This is a genomic window from Psychroserpens sp. XS_ASV72 (assembly GCF_041224425.1).
Lineage (GTDB): Bacteria > Bacteroidota > Bacteroidia > Flavobacteriales > Flavobacteriaceae > Psychroserpens.
On the sequence record NZ_JBGFGL010000065.1, the window covers coordinates 1 to 16,296 of the forward strand.

Below are 16,296 nucleotides of genomic sequence, written 5' to 3' on the forward strand. Positions count from 1 at the left end.
AAGCTAGAAACGAAAAGAATAGATACTCGCCAAAAAAGGATAAATCCGAACATATTAAGATTTAAAAATCAGAATTAAAATGTGAGTAAATTCAGTCGAAAATGTAGACTGAATCACATTTCTGCACTTTTGTTGGTAACGGTTTAGTGTATGATTTGTGCGAATGAGAATCCGTATGATTTTCAGTCGTGGTAAATCAGTTTGTTAAATATAAGGTTTTTCCAATAACGAAAATGTGAGCATTAATTATACACATTGTTACCTACTGTAACGCAGCCAGAACTTTGGATTGAGAAAAAAGGCTGGCAGAACTTCCCAACGCAACCGAATCAGAATGCCAACCGAAGTTTGGCTGGTTTGCGCAAGAATCCGCCAGTTTCGATGAGATGAAACGACCACTTGGCATTTAGGTTGCTCTTTTTGGGTTAGCAATGAAAAATTCCGCTAAAGGTTGAGCTGAATTTGAGATCATTTCAATTTAGTAACTACATAATGGAGTGGAAGTGGGATTTTCGTTTTTGCGTTATTGTTGGTAACGTGTTTGTGTATGGTTAGTTGCGTGGTTTAAGCAACTAATTTAGTAAATAAAAACCGAATAGAATATTCCGCAGGAATATTCGTAAGTAGGCTAGAAACAAGCAATTAATTATACACGGTGTTGGCAATAGTTTTTATTCTTTTAGCTTTTCTAAAACCAACGTTATTAATTTTTCCATCATCGTATATTCTGAAAATTCTTATAGCCATTGTATCATTCGGTGGTCTTGGAATATCATTATTTATAAAAAAGTCACTTTTGGTTGTCACAGATAGACTTTCAGTAATAATTGAATCTGTAATTTTTTCGTCAGCATAAACACTCAAATAAAACTTTTGATTCCGCCAATCTTTGGGTCCAAAAAAAGTTCCTAATTTCTCCCTAAAACTTTTGATGTCGCTTTCCAAATTTTTTAGAGAATTAGAAAATTCAGTTTTTCCAATCATTTGATTATTTTCCAAACTAATGAAGATTTTCATTCCATAAATTGGGTCTACTTTTATTAATTCAGTCGAATCGTTTTTTGGTAAAGTGAATTTAATTCCAAATTTTCTATTCAAATATTCATTATAGTTTTCGGTTTTTAGCATACTAAATTTATGCACACCATAATTGTTTTTCAATGTTCCGAAAAGACTATCCTTTTTGTCCGAAAGTTGATAGTCGATTAGAATTTTGTTTGTAGTATCAATAAATTTTCCAGCTGAATTCTGTTCGAAAGTCTCTACTTCGAATTCAATTTGGGATTTGTTCGCTTTCCAGTCTGTTTTTTCATCAGATTCTCCAGTTAATTTTAAAACAAGACTGTCAGGATAAAAATGCCAAGTGCTGTATTCATTTTCTATTTCACGCCAATTTCCATCCAGTTCTTTTTCAGATGAATTTTGCCCACAAGAAAAGACCAATAGAATAAGCAGAAAGTTCGATATGTAAACTAATTTTTTCAAATTATTGCCAACGTGTTCGTGTAAGGTTTGTTGCGGAATTTCAGCCGAGCGCTTTGCGTTTGGGTGAGCCAGTCTGCGACTGGCGAAAATTCCGTTGGGAAAAAGCGCGACGGCTGAGCGGTCGTGGTTTTTCAGTTTTTATGTTTAGTTTAAAAGTAAGAAAAAATCTTCTACTTAGCCATCAGTAGCAATTAACTTTACACGGTGTTATGCACTGGTTTTTTAAATTTTATTATTCACTTCATCCAATTTAGAACAACAGATTAAATCAACTACAGAAGCTTCGGTTAAAAGTCTAGCATAAAATTGTTTGGGTTCTCTACTTTTATCAACAAAATCATCTGTATTTACTGAATAAAATATTTTATTTTGATTGTCTCCAGGTTGATTAACATTATTAATTCTTTCTGATAACAAAATCATTGTTTCCCAGACTGCACAATCTTTGAATTCGTTTTTTTTATTGGAAGGTGCTATTTTTAGTGCAACACGTTGAAGTGCTTTATCAGCTATTTCAGCTGATTCTATAAAATGGGTTTTTGAAATAATATCATCAGCTAATCTTTCCAAATCGTTTAACAAATTTTTATTATCTATTCTTTCCGATTGGTATGTTGTTGTATTTATCTCATTAATTGTATCAATAGTATTTTTATGATATGTACCAGTTTTAATTAGAGAATTTTCAATTTCATTTATAACATCTTGTTGATGATCATTCCATTCTTGGACCGTCAAAAAGGATGCTATTGAATGTAAATCATCAGACTGAATAAGTCCATTAATTTTGTTTAAAATTCGATATGAGTTTACATCACCTTTTCTGTAAAGAAATCTTATTATTTCTAATAATGAACAAGTATCCCAAAACAAAATTGGTTTTTTATTTGGCACATAAACATTTGTTACAAAATGATTGATGCTTATGCTGATGGCTCCATTAATTTCGCTCATAGTTCTCTAAAAGATTTAATGAGTACTCAAATTCTAAACCAAGCCTATTAGCCATGTCGCTGTCCCAGCCATTTTCTTCAAGCCAAAAAATTAACTCATCAACATCGAGTTTAATTTTATTTCGGAAAACTATGAAGATAAAGTCACACCATCGTTTAAAATCGTAGGGGTGAGTATTCCCAGTAGTTTTGTTTGCCCCAATTGAAAAAGATTTTAGAGCATTAAATGCATCATCACCAATAGAATTAATTAGCTTTTTGACTGGCTCACTGATAATAATTTTGGCTTCATACTTTTTGCCTAAATTCTGAATAAACGTTAGATTAAATGCATTTAAAATGAAGTTATATTGGTCGTAGTCAAGATTATGACCTATTAATGGTATTATGTTGAAAACTTCGAAAAAACCATTATAATCCCATATCCAAACGGCTCCTTTTATTTTTTCTTCTACGAAATCAAACTCAGGAGACTCTACACATAGTATTTCTTTTTCTTTGCTGAATGTATTTTTTTTATAATTATCAACAAAGTCCTGTCTTAATTTCCAGTTTGATTCAGATACTAATTTCTTTAAGTCATTAATGAAATCAGAGTTTCTATTATCTTCAATGTGAATTTCTAAATTTTGATAAGTTTTCATTTAATTTAGTTTCTTAACTTGTGCATAACGTGTTCGTGTATGGTTTCGTTACGGTTGGTTTTTGCTAAAGTTAAATAAAATAGTCCAAGAAATTCTCGACTTCAAATTTTTCCGCTGGAAAAATGCAGAAGTAATGAACTTTACACGTTGTTAGCTATAGTAGCACAGCCAGAACTTTTGATTTAGAACATAACATAGCTGAGAATCCCAACGCAACCGAATCAGAATGCCGACCAGAACTTAACTGATTTGCCAAAGATTCCGCCAGTTTCGATGAGAGGAATCGACCATTTGGCATTTAGGTTGCCTTTTTGGAATTAACAGAGAAAAATTCCGCTTAAAGTTGAACCCATTTTCAGATCATTCCGATTTAGTAACTACAGAATAGAGTGGAAGTGAAATTTTCGTTTTGTGCTATTGTTGCTAACGTGTTCGTGTATGGTGTGTTGCGGGATTTCAGCCGAACGCTTTTGCGTTAGGATGAGCCAGCTTGACTGGCGAAAATTCCGCGTTGGAAAACAAAAGCGAGAGACTGAGCTAACGAAATGTTTTCTGAAATAAATATAGTTAAATAATGTGAGAATTTTTCCGATGGAAAAATTCGAAGCAATACGCTATACACGTTGTTGGGCACAGTATTTTTCAGATTCTTTTTGGATTGTAATGTATAATTCTGCAGAATCACACTTTAAAAATTTAGTGGCCACAAATAATGGAGTTCCATAAAATTTTCCGTTCAGTTTCATCCAAAATTTTTTGAAAAGGTTTGCATTCGAAAGGTATTCCTCAGGATTTTGTACAAAAATGAGTATAAAGACATTGTTATTGATATTTGTTATATCAAATCCAGAAACATCTCTCCATTTAATTAGTTGACCACCAACTGCACTTGAGTTATCAAAAATTCCTTTATCACTGATTATGAGACCTGGTCTTTGATCAAATAATTTAGATATCATTGATATTAATGCCATTCCAAAAAAGATAATGCTGATTGTTCCGATGATAATTGGAAATAAATTAACAGAACTAATTTTAAAACCAGCTTTGTATGAAATTCCAATACCAAATATTACAAAAAGCAAAGATCCAAAAGCTATTAGTGTAATTTTTAACTTGTTGAGTTTAATCTTAATGGTATTTGATTTAGATATCATATTGTGCCCAACGTGTTCGTGTATGGATTGCGCGGAATTTCAGCCGAGCGCTTTGCGCTGGGATGAGCCAGTCTGCGACTGGCGAAAATTCCGTTTGGGAAAAGCGCGACAGCTGAGCGGTCGTGGTTTTTCGGTTTTTTGTTTAGCTTAAAAGTAAGAAAAATTCTTCTTCTTAACCATCTGCCGCGTTAGCTATACACGTTGTTGTACGCTGGCTTTTACTTAAACTCAACGTCAATACCTTCAAAAGTATCAAGTAGTTCAGGCAGTGTCATCACATTAATTTTTAATATTTTGCATAAAGCAGGAATCTTTTTAAATGCCTTATGATCATTGCCAATTTCACTTTCTTCAGTAATAATTGTGACATCTTCTTTTTCTCCTTTTTTGATTAGAGCTAAAATTATCATTCTAGCATCGGCTGTTTCCAAAAATTCTTTTTTTCGTTCTTCAAACTCTGCTTCATTAAGTCTTCTAGATAAAGGAGTTCTAAAATTATCGTTTAATAGATTATAAAATTTCTTTGTAGAAGGAGGTAATAAATCTTTTGTTTTTAATGGAAGTTTATAGGTTTTTTTAAAATCTTTTTCTTTAAGATAATCCAATGTTTTAAGAACAATTCCCTTGGAAGTATATTCACATTCTTGATAAACAGCATCAATTACAATGATATTGCCATTTTCAATCTCTTTTTTTATGAATTTGAATAGTTTGTTTTTTTTGTCAAATGGTAAGTAATAACGAACCAAGGACAGTAAAGAACTTGTGTCTATTATTACTTTCATCAAATATACTTTTCTAGTTTTTCAGGTTTAATATTCAATTTTTTGCAAACCTCATATTCGTTTAAAACGCCTTCGTAGTAAGCGGTTTGAATAGTTGAAACAAATAATGGAGAAGGAATAGGTTTAGCTACTGATCCTCTCTGTTTTATGCCTTTCTCTTTAAGTAAAAGTTTTTCTCTTTCTTTTTCTGCTTGTTTTTGACGAAATAATTCCTCAAATTCTTCTCTAACTAAGGAATAATTTTTCTGTGAAATCTTTCCTTTGTAGAGAAGTCTGGTAAAAATAGCAAGTTGACTTAAGTGTGTGTTTTTTGACACAAATTCAATAAAGTCATGATGGTAATCATTTTTTGCTGATGCAGAATCTAGAAGATCAAGTGTATTGGCATACTCACCTGATAAAAAGAAAAAGGCGAAATCATTACACCATTTTTCGATTGCAGAAAGGTTTTTATTAAATACAGAATAGTTTATTTCTTCTATTTCCTCTTCATCAAGTAGATAATGACCAAGTTCGTGAGCTAGAGTAAATATTTCTCTTGAAAATGATTGATGTCTTTTAAGCACAATCATATTTGGCTTTAAATAAAAACCATCAATGTTTGCCTTTTCTTTTTTATTCCAAGTTTCTATAAACTCAAAAACCATAATGTTTTTCGAAGCAAGAGAGGAAATTAGTGCTTTTAAAAAATTTCGTCTATTGTTGTCAAACTTTGGATATATAGCTTTTCTAGCCTTAAAAGCTATTTTCTTGGGATCGTCGGAAATTGAGTATTTCTTTATGCTTCTTTTAAAATCTAAATCCGATAGCTTTGCAATAGCAGAAAGTGATAATTTCAGTTCTTCAAATTGATTGACAATTTTTATTGCGCCAAGATTTAATTCATCGTTTTGAAAGTTCTGTTTTCTAAAAAAAACACTTGCTTCTTTGGATTTTTCAGGTGCCTTTGGGTCTAGGTAATAATGTAATCCTTTTTCAAAGATTTTGTCAATCCTTTTCAAATAGGAGACTTTTATTTCATTACCAAACACATCTTCTTTAGTAATTGGTTTTTTAAGACCATCACTAATTTTTTCTAAGAACTCTTGCGAGTTCATTCTGTACATTTCAAGTAAATGTTTTATTCTAGATATGTTATGTTCTACTTTCAATTTTGTTCCAAATATTATTGCAAAGTTACAATTTCTTTTAAGCTTGCGTACAACGTGTTCGTGTATGGTTTGTGCGGATTTTCAGCCGAGCAATTTTTTGCTTGGATGAGCCGCTTGCGGCGAAAAATCCGTTGGAGGAAAATAGCAAGGCTGTGACTTGCCAATTTTCCGATAAAACCATTTGTTTGTCTAAAGATAGTATTTTTTCTATGAAGTAGGAGGCAAGCATGGACTATACACGTTGTTGTGTGTAGTGTTTAATTCAGTCATTTTCTTTTTTCAATTTGGCTTTTATTCGATCAGCTGATTTAGCTATGAATAATAACAGAATTATTGCTACAATATTTATATTCAATTCTATTATGTCAGGATTTGCATTTCGAGATAAACTCCAATTCGCAAATCCAAAGTCAAGTCCAACTATAGTGTCATTCGTCAATTCAGTCGTTATTCGAAGATAAAATCCGATTGCAAAGTCAAAAATGTAACCAAATAATATAAAACTAATGACTTGAGTCGCTTGTGAAAAAAGAGATAGGTTTAATCCTTTCTGATATTTTTTTTGAATGAGCAAAATTCCGCTATAAATGGAAATTCCGCATAGTGTGATAAATAATGAAAGCGAAAAAATGAAAAATCCGTTTGAATTCAATTTATCATAAACGTTTAAAGTAATGAGTATTAATCCGAATATTCCTCCTATAATTTCATAGTATCCTAAATATTCAATTCGTTGGTAGATTTTTTTCATTCACGGCTTTTTTACATTACACACAACGTGTTCGTGTATGGTGTGTTGCGGGATTTCAGCCGAGCGCTTTTGCGTTTGGATGAGCCAGCTTGACTGGCGAAAATTCCGCGTTGGAAACAAAAGCGTGAGGTTGAGCCAACGAAATGTTCCATGAAATAAATATAGTTAATTAAAGTGAGAATTTTTCCGCTGGAAAAATTCGAAGCAATACACTATACACGTTGTTGCCAACTGTTTTGGCACATTATTAAAAATCGAAAGTGTTTTTTGTTTCTAAATATTCGATAAATTTAGAAATGACTTTATCCCATTCTACTATTTTCAATTCTTTGTTATGTTGGTAGTTAATATTCCTAATAGGAAAATTCTCGTGAATTATTTTGTATTCATCTAATTCCCAACCTCTTTCTTTCCATTTTTTTATTTCCTCCTTTGTGTATTTCCTTTTTGAAGCATGAACTTTTTCTTCGTTATACTCTTTTAAATCGAAACGATTAAACTGCTTGTGAAAGTTCTCATTTCCTGATTTTACTACGAAATGTCTATAACAAGAGTGAGAAATTGTGACTCGACTTGAGTAAGTCATGTTTCCAACAATTGAATCAGGTTTACTTTTAAAATTTTCAACATTCTCACTTTTCAGGCTTTTTTCATGAATATTATAGAAACTAAAAAAAACAGAATCAATGATTTGAATTCGCTCGGATTTTTGTGTTGAGTCTTTGTTATATTCAGAATGTTTAAACTTTTGTATAAATGTCGAATCATTTATTTTCCAAAACAAGTAAGCGGTAGAATAAACACCGTAGTTTATGCAGGTGCTTTTTGTGTATCCAATTTCATTCGCTCCATTTTCTTTCAACTCTTTGATTTCTAAATCCAAAATAGAATCAATTTTCATTTCAAATTTTTGTGAAAAGATCTGATTTGATAAGAGAAAGAATAAAACTAAAAATATTTTAAGCAAATTGTTTTTCAAAATTGTTGGCAACGGTTTTGTGTATGGCTAGTTGCGTTGGTTGGAACTAAGTTAGTAAAAAGGAGCGAACCATTAGGAAAATCCGTAGGATTTTCCGAGTACACACAAAACGAGTAATTAGTTATACACGGTGTTGTACGCAGTTTATTAATAATTTTCTGTTACGAATTGTAATTTATCAGAATTCATTAAATAATTATATGTTCCGTTTTTTAATTCTGCTTTATTTATGTCAAAGTCAGATTTTTTTATTCTAAAAACTCTTACTCGTTCTCCATTTCCTTTTCCAGCCCAATCGTAAAGGTCTTGTTTAATTGTGTTTTGATTGTCCCATACGTAAACATTTCCCCAAGATTTTTCTATTATTCCGAATTCATTAAAATTAATTGTTTGCCCTAATTCTCCAGAATATTCACATCGAAAGATTATATCTCCATCCTTAACTTTTTGATTAAAATAAACTAAATCTCCATATCTATCTTCTCCATCCATTAGGTAAAGTCCAAAAGTTATTACTCCAAATATTGCAATAACACCTATTCCTAAAACTCCTAAAAAGATGTTTAACTTTTTGTTCATTCCAGCCTATTATTTTTAATCAACAATTCCATTTCCGCTTTACATTTTTTTTGCCAACCCTCTCCGTTTCTTTTATTTAGGTATTTTTCAAGTTCATCGTTATAGGCATTAATTCCGCGAATAGTTGTTCAAATTGCGTACAACGTGTTCGTGTATGGTGTGTTGCGGATTGAGCCGAAGCTGTTTTGGCTTCGGATGAGCCGCTTGCGGCGAAAAATCCGCTGGAGAAAAAATAGCTAGGCTTGCCTTGTTATTTTTCCGCTAACTAAAGATATAAATATTATTTCGAAATTTTAATGCGGTTCATTATTAAGCAATAAACTATACACGTTGTTGTAAAACGTTTTATTTCCAAAACTTCCACCAATGGGTTTTCTTTTCTTTATAGGGTTTTATCACTTTATTATTAATAAAATCCTCTTCCAATCGTATCTTTTCCTCTTGTTGTTTTTTAAATTCCAAGTTTTGTTCTTTTTCAAGAACTTCCAGTTCTTTTTCAGATAAATCTTCTTCTGCAACCCATTGCAGAAATGAACAATCAGCACCACCTATTTTTATAACTCGGTCCATGTAAGTCATTATACCTAATCCGTGTTCGTCATCCCATTCACAACCAAATTCAAAACCTACATAACCAACATTGTCTTTATGGACATTTACAAAATGTAATCTAGATAATCCAATTAACGTTTTAAACTCATTGATATTTGAGATATCTGGCATTATTTCTTCTTTTTCATCAGGCTCATAGTCATAAGTGTTTTGAATTTCAGGGTATTTTTTCAATAGAGCGACGAGTATTATTTCCTTAATTGTTTCTTGATTTTCAATTACATAATTATATGCATTATATTGATAATCTTTGGGTTTATCCAAAATTAAAGTTGAATCACCTCCAACAACATAATCAAAAACACAATCAGTTTCAGCAGATGAGTCTTTTGATCCATAAATACCTTTTCTGCTTTGAAATCCTTTCCAAGCTGGAAGATAAACTTCTCCTTCAATGTCAAATGGTTTGTTGTTATTTTCTTGAGTATTCAATGTTTCTTCTAAATGTTTTACAACGGTCTTGTATATGAAAAGTAGCAGATTTATATGTGCCATTTTTCAGTTTAAAAACAAAGATAGCAGAAATGAACCAAACTTTAAATTTAGCTCTTAACTGCTATTTTTTATATACGTTGTTGTACCCAGTTATTTTTTAGTCAACTTATCAATATTCAATTAGTATATCTGCTGTTTTTTGTAAATCCGATTCTGCAATTTCGGTTTTAGGTGCTAGTGGAAATATTTGCTGTCCTTGTCGGCTGATGAATGCAGCTCTCCAACCTGCCCATAATGCACCTGCAACATCCCAACCGTGTGCTGCAATTAACATTGCTTCATTGGGTTTTACTCCCATTTTCCTTGCTCCCCATTCATAAGTTTCTCTAAATGGCTTGAATTTTCCAACTTCTTCAACGCTTAATCGTTCATCAAAATACTCGGTTAATCCAGCACTTTCAAATTGTTTTTTTACACCTTCATTAGATGAATTTGTAAATGATACTAATTTGTATCCGTTTTCTTTTAATTGATTTAACGCACCTTTTACTTCTGGATGTGCAGGTAAACCTCGTAAGGCATTTAAAATAATTTCACGTGCTTTATTTTCTGAAATCGTAATATTATTATTTGCGGCTACCATTTGAAGTGTTGCGGCACCAATATTTCCAAAATGATCATATTGACCGCTTGCCGAAGTAACCAAAGAATACTGTAGCATTGTTGTAAACCAAAGCGAAAGTAAATCTTCTTTTCCGTTTAGTGCTTCTCCAACTTGTTGTTTCATTTGTGTTAAATCCAATAAGGTTTCATTTACATCGAAAAACAAAACTTTAGGTCTTTCTTTATTGATAGTTTTCATATTACTTTTATTTGTTTGTCCTATAATAATATTAGGTGCTAAAATTGATGAAGTCCCTAATACTCCAAGGTTTTTTATGAAATTCCTTCTATTGCTTTTCATTACTGCTTCTAAATAAGTACAAATTATAAATCACTAAAAGAATATAACCAATTGGCATTATTGGTGGTTTAAATTCCATTGGTAATACTTCAGCAGGAACATCTGGATGAAGATGTGTATAAACAGCGACTACCATCATAGCAATTATTGATAAGTTACCTAAATAGAAGATTTTATTCCTTAATGAAGAACTTAAAGTATTTCCTTTAAATGTCAAGTAAATTAAAACCAATCCAATTCCGATTTCACTAAATTTTACGACATATTGCATTAGGTCTGGGAATGGAAACCCTATAATAGTTAGATGTTCATAGATGAAAGTTTTAAATGGTTCAGTGAATTTTGCTAATCCGGGAATTAGCATAAAAAAACCTAAAATTCCAGTGGCTATTTTTACTGATTTTTTCATAATTAAATTTTAAAATAGATAAGTTCAAACCATTGGTCTGAACTTATCTTATTGGGTTAGAATTAAACTGTTTCTGCTTTCCAAGCAAATTTTTGAAAAGGTGCATCTACAGGTGTATTTGCAATATGATTAGTATAATTACTTATCACTTTTTGTGATAAACCTAAAATGATTTCCAAAACTTGCCTTTCTTCATAACCTGCTGCATAAAATGTATTCAAATCATCTTGTGTTACGTGTCCACGATTGCGTACAATCTTTAAAGTAAAATCGTGTAAGACTTGTAACTTTTCTGTTGGCATAGCTGTTCTGTTTCTCAACGCTTCGCTTAAAGATGAATCTACTTTCATCATATTAGCAATTCCTGTATGTGCTGGTACACAATAATGACATTCGTGCTCTACGTTTATAGTTTGCCAAACTACCGTTAATTCTTCTTTGTTAAATGAAGATTGTGTGAACAGTTTGTGCAAAGTTTGGTATGCTTCTAATATTCCTGGTGCTCCAGCTAAAACTCCGTGTAAACCTGGAATCATTCCATTTTGTTTTTGAGATTGCTCTAATAAAGCTTTGCTACCTTCTGGTGCTGTTTCGATGTTGTGGATTTTTAATGTTGTCATAATTTTAATTTTTTTACTGATTTATTGATTTTCTTTGTATTCTCTTTATTGAAAGTGGTTTTATAATTAATCCTACAATTAATATTATGGTTAGTAGAATTGGTGTATTTTTTATTAATTCTTTATTCCAAATAGATAACATTGATAATAAAGATTGAGGTTTGTCGATTACCAAAACAGATATACCTGTCATTAATGTTCCAATTATTAATATAACAGGAAGTACGTTAGCGATTCCTTGAACCAATATGTGTTTCTCTGCCAAATATTTGTCCACAGATTTACCTACGAATGTTATTAATAGAATTGCAATAGGTATTACTAGAAAAAAGGCAATAGCATAAAATTGTAACCAATGAGAAATAAATTCTTGATTAGGATTAATTTTTTTATAGGTTAATAAACCTGTAATAACTATTAATAACATTGGTAAAATTTTAAATTTCTTTAGCTTTTGTTTCATTTGAATAATTTTATAACTAAACAATCGGTTAGTTATGGGTTAAAAAAAATGTTAAGTGTTTTTAAATATGTTCTCTATATAATTATCTAATTGAGTTTTGTTAAATATTCTTGTAGCAGAAGATAAGCCAAACATAGATATAATTAGAAAATCAGCTTGTTGTTCAATCGTTGCAATATCTTTAGTTTTATCTTGTTTTAAAATATTAGCAAATACAAGTTTTACCTCATTTGTAAATTTTGCCAAAGATTCTTTTATCTGTTCGTCTGCATCTTCTCCAATTTCATTTGCTGTGTTGGTTACTAAACAACCTTTACCGAATTCTGTTTCTTTTGTGAATTCAATAAAGTCGTAGAAGTATTGTTTAATTCCTAAAATACCTTTTTGAGTAGACTTTAATTCATTTATGAGCTTGTTTAGCTTTTGCTTATAACATTTTAAACTTTCAAGAAATACACCATTCTTACTACCAAAACTTGAATAGATTGAAAATTTATTAATTCCCATTTCTTTCTCAAGCATCTGCATAGAAGTAGTTTCGTAACCATTTCGCCAGAATAAATTCATAGCTTTTTCAATTACTTCTGTTTCGTTATATTTCTTTGTTCTTGGCATTTGATATTTAATTATAGGACAAAACTAAACAATCGGTTAGAAATAAAAAAATATTTTAACTTTTATTTTTGATTTTCTATCTATTTGGTTGAAATTGAGTAAGGAAGTTGTGGTTTTGGGTAATTGGGTACAACGTGATTGTGTATGATTTCGTTGTGTTGGCTAGCACTAAGTTAGCAAAAAGAAAACAAATCAGAGGGAAATTCCGCAGGAATTTTCCGAGTACACACAAACCGAACAATGAATTATACACGGTGTTGGCAAATCGTTATTTTTTATTTCTTATACTTTTCATTTTCGGAATTCCGTCTAAACTATCTAATTCATATTCGATTAATCGAGTTCCTAAATTGTCGGGATTTTCACGGTCAATTCTGAATGTATATTTCACTTTAATTTTATTCTTATTTATTGTGTCAAGTTCCACTTTTGATGGTGACCACATAAGTACTGATTCAATATTTTTTGATTTCCAAATACTATCTTTTTGTATTGAATGAGATTCAATTATTAGTTCAGATTTTTTATTTGATTTTAAGTCAAACGAAATTATTTTGATTGAACCAAAATCAGTTTCAGTTGGTAATATTGTCCAGTTTTTAAATTCAAAAAGTTGGTCATTTTCATTCCATTCAACTCCTTGATAAAGTCCTTTTCCAAAGTCGAATATTTCTCCTTTCGGATTCTCATATTTGTAATCAATGAAATAATACCAAGATTGAAGGTCGGCAGAATATGTTACATCACAGATTAATTTTCCTCCGATATTTTGTTCAATTGTCACAGAATATTTTTTTTCTCCAAACGCTTCATTAAAAGCCCAAAAAAATCCGATAATTAAAACTATCAGAATTATTAATATTATTCCACAACCTTTTTTTATTGTTCGGGTTTTCATCTAATGTTTGCCAACGGTTGGGCTATGAGTAGTTGCGTGGTTTAGTACTTAACTTTGCAAGTACACCAAACTGAAAATCCACGAGGATTTTCGTAAGTAGGCTAGAACCAGCAATTACTTATAACCATTGTTGGCAATAGTTATTATTTAATCTAAGTACATAGTATTTCTATAAACCATATTTCATCTTTCTTAAAGAAAAAAAGTTGCACCTACTCTCATTGTATTGATGTCATTTGTAAAATTTGGAAACCAGCCTGCGTTGACTTTAAATTTATTTGGGGTAATTATGTAGTTGAAGTTAACTTCAGCTTGCCAAATAGTGTCAAAATCAAACATAGTAACAATAGGATTTAAAAAAACAAATGCTTGTTTACTAAACTTCAAGCTCATATTCGTTTGAAACCCGAAACCACTTTCTTTAGGTTCGGTTAAATACACATAATTAACCCCTGGGAATAGTGATATATTTTTGTTTAAAACAATACCGACTACCGCTCCAGCTGCTAAAGACCAAGTGTCTGAACCGAGTCCATTTTCAACAGAACCTGTTGGAATCGTAATGTCAGCAAACGGCGCAATGGCAATGACAGTGTTTGATATATTTCGCTTTACGGCATTAAAGTAACGCACTCTTACATCTGATAGCCCAAACCTATTTGTAGCATCATTATGCAAAAGTGGTATTTCTGCTAATAAAAGGTTATCAGGGTTGAAGGCATATTGAAAATTAAGTCTAGTGCCATAGGTAGCAAAACCATCATAGGCGTTGTACTCTCCTAGCGTATTTATTTGTGTGTAAAGATTGGTAGGCTTAGAAGGGTCTATTTCTACCGAAGTATCTTGTGCTTGTGCGTATTGAAAGCATAGAGAAAACAACAAACCTATAATTGTATATGTTTTTTTCATCACTTATTTAATTTTTTTTGTAGATAGATTTTCCCTCTTTAATGGTTTCTAATACTTTGATATCTTTTATTTTCATCGGGTCTACTTTCAGGGGATTACTGTTTAGAATAACTAAATCTGCTAGTTTGCCTTTTTCTAAAGTCCCTTTTTTATCCTCTTCAAAATACTGATAAGACGCATTGGTGGTAATTGCTTGTAGAGCTTGATATGGCGAAATCCTCTCGTCTGGACCTATAACTTCACCATTTCTTGAAACTCTGTTTACGGCCGTCCAAACGACCATCATTTGGTCTATAGGTGCTACATTGAAATCTGTGTGATTAGTAGGTTTTAAACCTTTTGAAATTGCAGTTTTCATTGGGCTAATAAAAGACGCTTGCTCTAAACCTCTATTTTTAATATGTGCATCTGCAAAAAAGAAGGTATGTTCAGTATAAAGCGATGGAATCATTTTGTACTCCACATATTTATCTAATTGGTCTGGACGCACAAACTGGGAATGGATTATTGTAGTTCTGCGTTCTTTGGTTGGGTCTCCATCGCTTGCAAATTCATGCGCTTTTATACACATATCTATGGCGCCATCACCATTGGCATGAAAAGTTGACTGTAAACCTTTATCATACACATTTTTCAGCATTTGGTTTACTTCATCCTGTGAGAATGTGGATTCTCCTAACCAGTTTTCTTCACCACTAGGGCCACCAGTTAAATAGGGCGTTGTAAATAATGCTGTTCGCCCTTGTGGCGAGCCATCTATGGTTATTTTAATACCACCGAGTTTTAATCCATTATTGTATTTGCCAAAATCATCAGCACTATAAAGTTTAAAGATCGTATCGAATTCAGTGATAAAAGGATAGGAAACAACATCAATAAACAAGGCACCATTATTAGCACCTTTTTGCAAAATTTCAACATCTGCCAAATGTGATGCACCTTCTTGAGCGGTTGTAATGCCCGCTGCGGCATAAATCATTTGACCATCCTTTAACTGTTCCATTTCTTCTTCGGCTGAGGGTTTGGGTAATTTCGCGAAGATGGGTAAAAAGGCCGTTTCCATAATTAAACCATAGGGTTCGTTGGTTCCAGGTTTTCTAACAATAATACCTCCGGGTGGGGTTTCAGTTTCTTTGGAAATTCCAAACTGTTCCATAGCTTTAGAATTTAGAACGGCACCGTGTAAAGAAACATGTATAACCATTACGGGGTTGTCTGGAAAAGCGTCATCCAAGTCATCACGATTCAATAATTGGCCTTCAGGCATTACCGTATCATCATAGCCATAGCCCATTATCAATTGGCCGTCAGGTATGCTTTTTTCGGTTTTAAGATTTTGTAACGCTTTTACAATACCAGCTACATCATCTGCTTCACCTACAGGGGAAGGTGAGCAATTGGCCTGACTACTCATTCCTAAAGAATTAATAAAATGAGAATGTGGGTCGATAAAGCTTGGCATTAAGGTTTTGCCTTTCAAGTCTATCATTTGATGCCCGTTTCCTGCTATTTCCATAGCTTCATTAGAGCCACCTACAAATAAAATTTCACCGTCCCTAACTACAACCGCTTCGGCATATTCAGGATTTTCCCCTACCATAGTGAGAATGTCTCCACCATAATATACAACAGCATTATTTTCTAATTGTTGTTTTTCTTTTTCTTTACAAGAGAATAATAGACATATTCCCAAAATAAGTAACAAGGTTTTTTTTGTTTTCATATTCTTTGGTTTTAATTAATGCTAACGACCTGCTAAACGCAGTTCAGGTATGATAACGAAGATACAATAAAATGGATAAAAATGCCATGATATTGGACTGTTGGCATCATGGCATTGTTTGTCAATTAGATGGCGCAGCTATCGTGGATTGCCATTTTATTGAA

The 16,296-nt window shown here is 32.0% G+C and carries 18 protein-coding genes; all 18 read right to left on the reverse strand.

What is annotated here, in order from left to right; translation table 11 throughout:
• Positions 1-642: 642 nt before the first annotated feature.
• The 18 genes from AB9K26_RS00940 to AB9K26_RS01025 all read right to left on the reverse strand — a co-directional run bounded on the left by AB9K26_RS00940 (position 643) and on the right by AB9K26_RS01025 (position 16,132).
• A complete protein-coding gene (locus AB9K26_RS00940) occupies positions 643-1,485 on the reverse strand; it encodes a hypothetical protein (RefSeq protein ID WP_369970663.1) in 843 nt (280 codons plus the stop codon).
• A 222-nt stretch (positions 1,486-1,707) separates the two neighbouring features.
• Positions 1,708-2,439, reverse strand: a complete 732-nt coding sequence (locus AB9K26_RS00945) for a PIN domain-containing protein (protein WP_369970664.1) — start codon at positions 2,437-2,439, stop codon at positions 1,708-1,710.
• The gene (locus AB9K26_RS00950; RefSeq protein ID WP_369970665.1) at positions 2,426-3,082 is read right to left on the reverse strand and encodes a hypothetical protein; all 657 of its coding nucleotides are present in this window, start codon (positions 3,080-3,082) and stop codon (positions 2,426-2,428) included. Before AB9K26_RS00950 ends, AB9K26_RS00945 begins: the two co-directional genes overlap by 14 nt.
• Before the next feature lie 614 nt (positions 3,083-3,696).
• A complete protein-coding gene (locus AB9K26_RS00955) occupies positions 3,697-4,239 on the reverse strand; it encodes an STM3941 family protein (RefSeq protein ID WP_369970666.1) in 543 nt (180 codons plus the stop codon).
• Between the two features lie 218 nt (positions 4,240-4,457).
• On the reverse strand, positions 4,458-5,024 hold the full coding sequence (locus tag AB9K26_RS00960; RefSeq protein WP_369970667.1) for a DUF4411 family protein: 567 nt from the start codon (positions 5,022-5,024) through the stop codon (positions 4,458-4,460).
• Positions 5,024-6,121 (reverse strand): ImmA/IrrE family metallo-endopeptidase, encoded by a 1,098-nt coding sequence (locus tag AB9K26_RS00965; RefSeq protein ID WP_369970668.1) that lies wholly within the window; start codon positions 6,119-6,121, stop codon positions 5,024-5,026. The genes AB9K26_RS00960 and AB9K26_RS00965 overlap by 1 nt, the downstream gene beginning before the upstream one ends.
• A gap of 316 nt (positions 6,122-6,437) precedes the next feature.
• Complete coding sequence (locus tag AB9K26_RS00970) at positions 6,438-6,926, reverse strand: hypothetical protein (protein WP_369970669.1); 489 nt, start codon at positions 6,924-6,926, stop codon at positions 6,438-6,440.
• A 247-nt stretch (positions 6,927-7,173) separates the two neighbouring features.
• A complete protein-coding gene (locus AB9K26_RS00975; RefSeq protein ID WP_369970670.1) occupies positions 7,174-7,827 on the reverse strand; it encodes a hypothetical protein in 654 nt (217 codons plus the stop codon).
• Between the two features lie 225 nt (positions 7,828-8,052).
• Positions 8,053-8,484, reverse strand: a complete 432-nt coding sequence (locus AB9K26_RS00980) for a hypothetical protein (RefSeq protein ID WP_369970671.1) — start codon at positions 8,482-8,484, stop codon at positions 8,053-8,055.
• 345 nt (positions 8,485-8,829) lie between these two features.
• Entirely contained in the window at positions 8,830-9,591 is a 762-nt protein-coding gene (locus tag AB9K26_RS00985; RefSeq protein ID WP_369970672.1) for a hypothetical protein, read from the reverse strand.
• A 109-nt stretch (positions 9,592-9,700) separates the two neighbouring features.
• On the reverse strand, positions 9,701-10,393 hold the full coding sequence (locus AB9K26_RS00990; RefSeq protein ID WP_349664788.1) for a haloacid dehalogenase type II: 693 nt from the start codon (positions 10,391-10,393) through the stop codon (positions 9,701-9,703).
• A gap of 88 nt (positions 10,394-10,481) precedes the next feature.
• Complete coding sequence (locus AB9K26_RS00995; RefSeq protein WP_349664790.1) at positions 10,482-10,904, reverse strand: hypothetical protein; 423 nt, start codon at positions 10,902-10,904, stop codon at positions 10,482-10,484.
• 62 nt (positions 10,905-10,966) lie between these two features.
• On the reverse strand, positions 10,967-11,524 hold the full coding sequence (locus AB9K26_RS01000) for a carboxymuconolactone decarboxylase family protein (protein ID WP_349664792.1): 558 nt from the start codon (positions 11,522-11,524) through the stop codon (positions 10,967-10,969).
• A 13-nt stretch (positions 11,525-11,537) separates the two neighbouring features.
• The gene (locus AB9K26_RS01005; RefSeq protein ID WP_349664794.1) at positions 11,538-11,987 is read right to left on the reverse strand and encodes a DUF2798 domain-containing protein; all 450 of its coding nucleotides are present in this window, start codon (positions 11,985-11,987) and stop codon (positions 11,538-11,540) included.
• A 51-nt stretch (positions 11,988-12,038) separates the two neighbouring features.
• On the reverse strand, positions 12,039-12,602 hold the full coding sequence (locus AB9K26_RS01010) for a TetR/AcrR family transcriptional regulator (protein ID WP_349664796.1): 564 nt from the start codon (positions 12,600-12,602) through the stop codon (positions 12,039-12,041).
• A gap of 268 nt (positions 12,603-12,870) precedes the next feature.
• Complete coding sequence (locus AB9K26_RS01015; protein WP_369970673.1) at positions 12,871-13,500, reverse strand: hypothetical protein; 630 nt, start codon at positions 13,498-13,500, stop codon at positions 12,871-12,873.
• Positions 13,501-13,692: 192 nt separating this feature from the next.
• Positions 13,693-14,409, reverse strand: coding sequence for a hypothetical protein (locus AB9K26_RS01020; protein WP_369970674.1), 717 nt, complete (start codon positions 14,407-14,409; stop codon positions 13,693-13,695).
• Between the two features lie 7 nt (positions 14,410-14,416).
• The gene (locus AB9K26_RS01025; protein ID WP_369970675.1) at positions 14,417-16,132 is read right to left on the reverse strand and encodes an amidohydrolase; all 1,716 of its coding nucleotides are present in this window, start codon (positions 16,130-16,132) and stop codon (positions 14,417-14,419) included.
• Positions 16,133-16,296: the final 164 nt, after the last annotated feature.

What these genes read in the sequence shown, in the direction of transcription:
- AB9K26_RS00945 (WP_369970664.1), bottom strand. Translation starts at nt 2,439, where the DNA reads ATGAGCGAAATTAATGGAGCCATCAGCATAAGCATCAATCATTTTGTA.
- AB9K26_RS00950 (WP_369970665.1), bottom strand. Translation starts at nt 3,082, where the DNA reads ATGAAAACTTATCAAAATTTAGAAATTCACATTGAAGATAATAGAAAC.
- AB9K26_RS00955 (WP_369970666.1), bottom strand. Translation starts at nt 4,239, where the DNA reads ATGATATCTAAATCAAATACCATTAAGATTAAACTCAACAAGTTAAAA.
- AB9K26_RS00960 (WP_369970667.1), bottom strand. Translation starts at nt 5,024, where the DNA reads ATGAAAGTAATAATAGACACAAGTTCTTTACTGTCCTTGGTTCGTTAT.
- AB9K26_RS00965 (WP_369970668.1), bottom strand. Translation starts at nt 6,121, where the DNA reads ATGAACTCGCAAGAGTTCTTAGAAAAAATTAGTGATGGTCTTAAAAAA.
- AB9K26_RS00970 (WP_369970669.1), bottom strand. Translation starts at nt 6,926, where the DNA reads ATGAAAAAAATCTACCAACGAATTGAATATTTAGGATACTATGAAATT.
- AB9K26_RS00975 (WP_369970670.1), bottom strand. Translation starts at nt 7,827, where the DNA reads ATGAAAATTGATTCTATTTTGGATTTAGAAATCAAAGAGTTGAAAGAA.
- AB9K26_RS00980 (WP_369970671.1), bottom strand. Translation starts at nt 8,484, where the DNA reads ATGAACAAAAAGTTAAACATCTTTTTAGGAGTTTTAGGAATAGGTGTT.
- AB9K26_RS00985 (WP_369970672.1), bottom strand. Translation starts at nt 9,591, where the DNA reads ATGGCACATATAAATCTGCTACTTTTCATATACAAGACCGTTGTAAAA.
- AB9K26_RS00990 (WP_349664788.1), bottom strand. Translation starts at nt 10,393, where the DNA reads ATGAAAACTATCAATAAAGAAAGACCTAAAGTTTTGTTTTTCGATGTA.
- AB9K26_RS00995 (WP_349664790.1), bottom strand. Translation starts at nt 10,904, where the DNA reads ATGAAAAAATCAGTAAAAATAGCCACTGGAATTTTAGGTTTTTTTATG.
- AB9K26_RS01000 (WP_349664792.1), bottom strand. Translation starts at nt 11,524, where the DNA reads ATGACAACATTAAAAATCCACAACATCGAAACAGCACCAGAAGGTAGC.
- AB9K26_RS01005 (WP_349664794.1), bottom strand. Translation starts at nt 11,987, where the DNA reads ATGAAACAAAAGCTAAAGAAATTTAAAATTTTACCAATGTTATTAATA.
- AB9K26_RS01010 (WP_349664796.1), bottom strand. Translation starts at nt 12,602, where the DNA reads ATGCCAAGAACAAAGAAATATAACGAAACAGAAGTAATTGAAAAAGCT.
- AB9K26_RS01015 (WP_369970673.1), bottom strand. Translation starts at nt 13,500, where the DNA reads ATGAAAACCCGAACAATAAAAAAAGGTTGTGGAATAATATTAATAATT.
- AB9K26_RS01020 (WP_369970674.1), bottom strand. Translation starts at nt 14,409, where the DNA reads ATGAAAAAAACATATACAATTATAGGTTTGTTGTTTTCTCTATGCTTT.
- AB9K26_RS01025 (WP_369970675.1), bottom strand. Translation starts at nt 16,132, where the DNA reads ATGAAAACAAAAAAAACCTTGTTACTTATTTTGGGAATATGTCTATTA.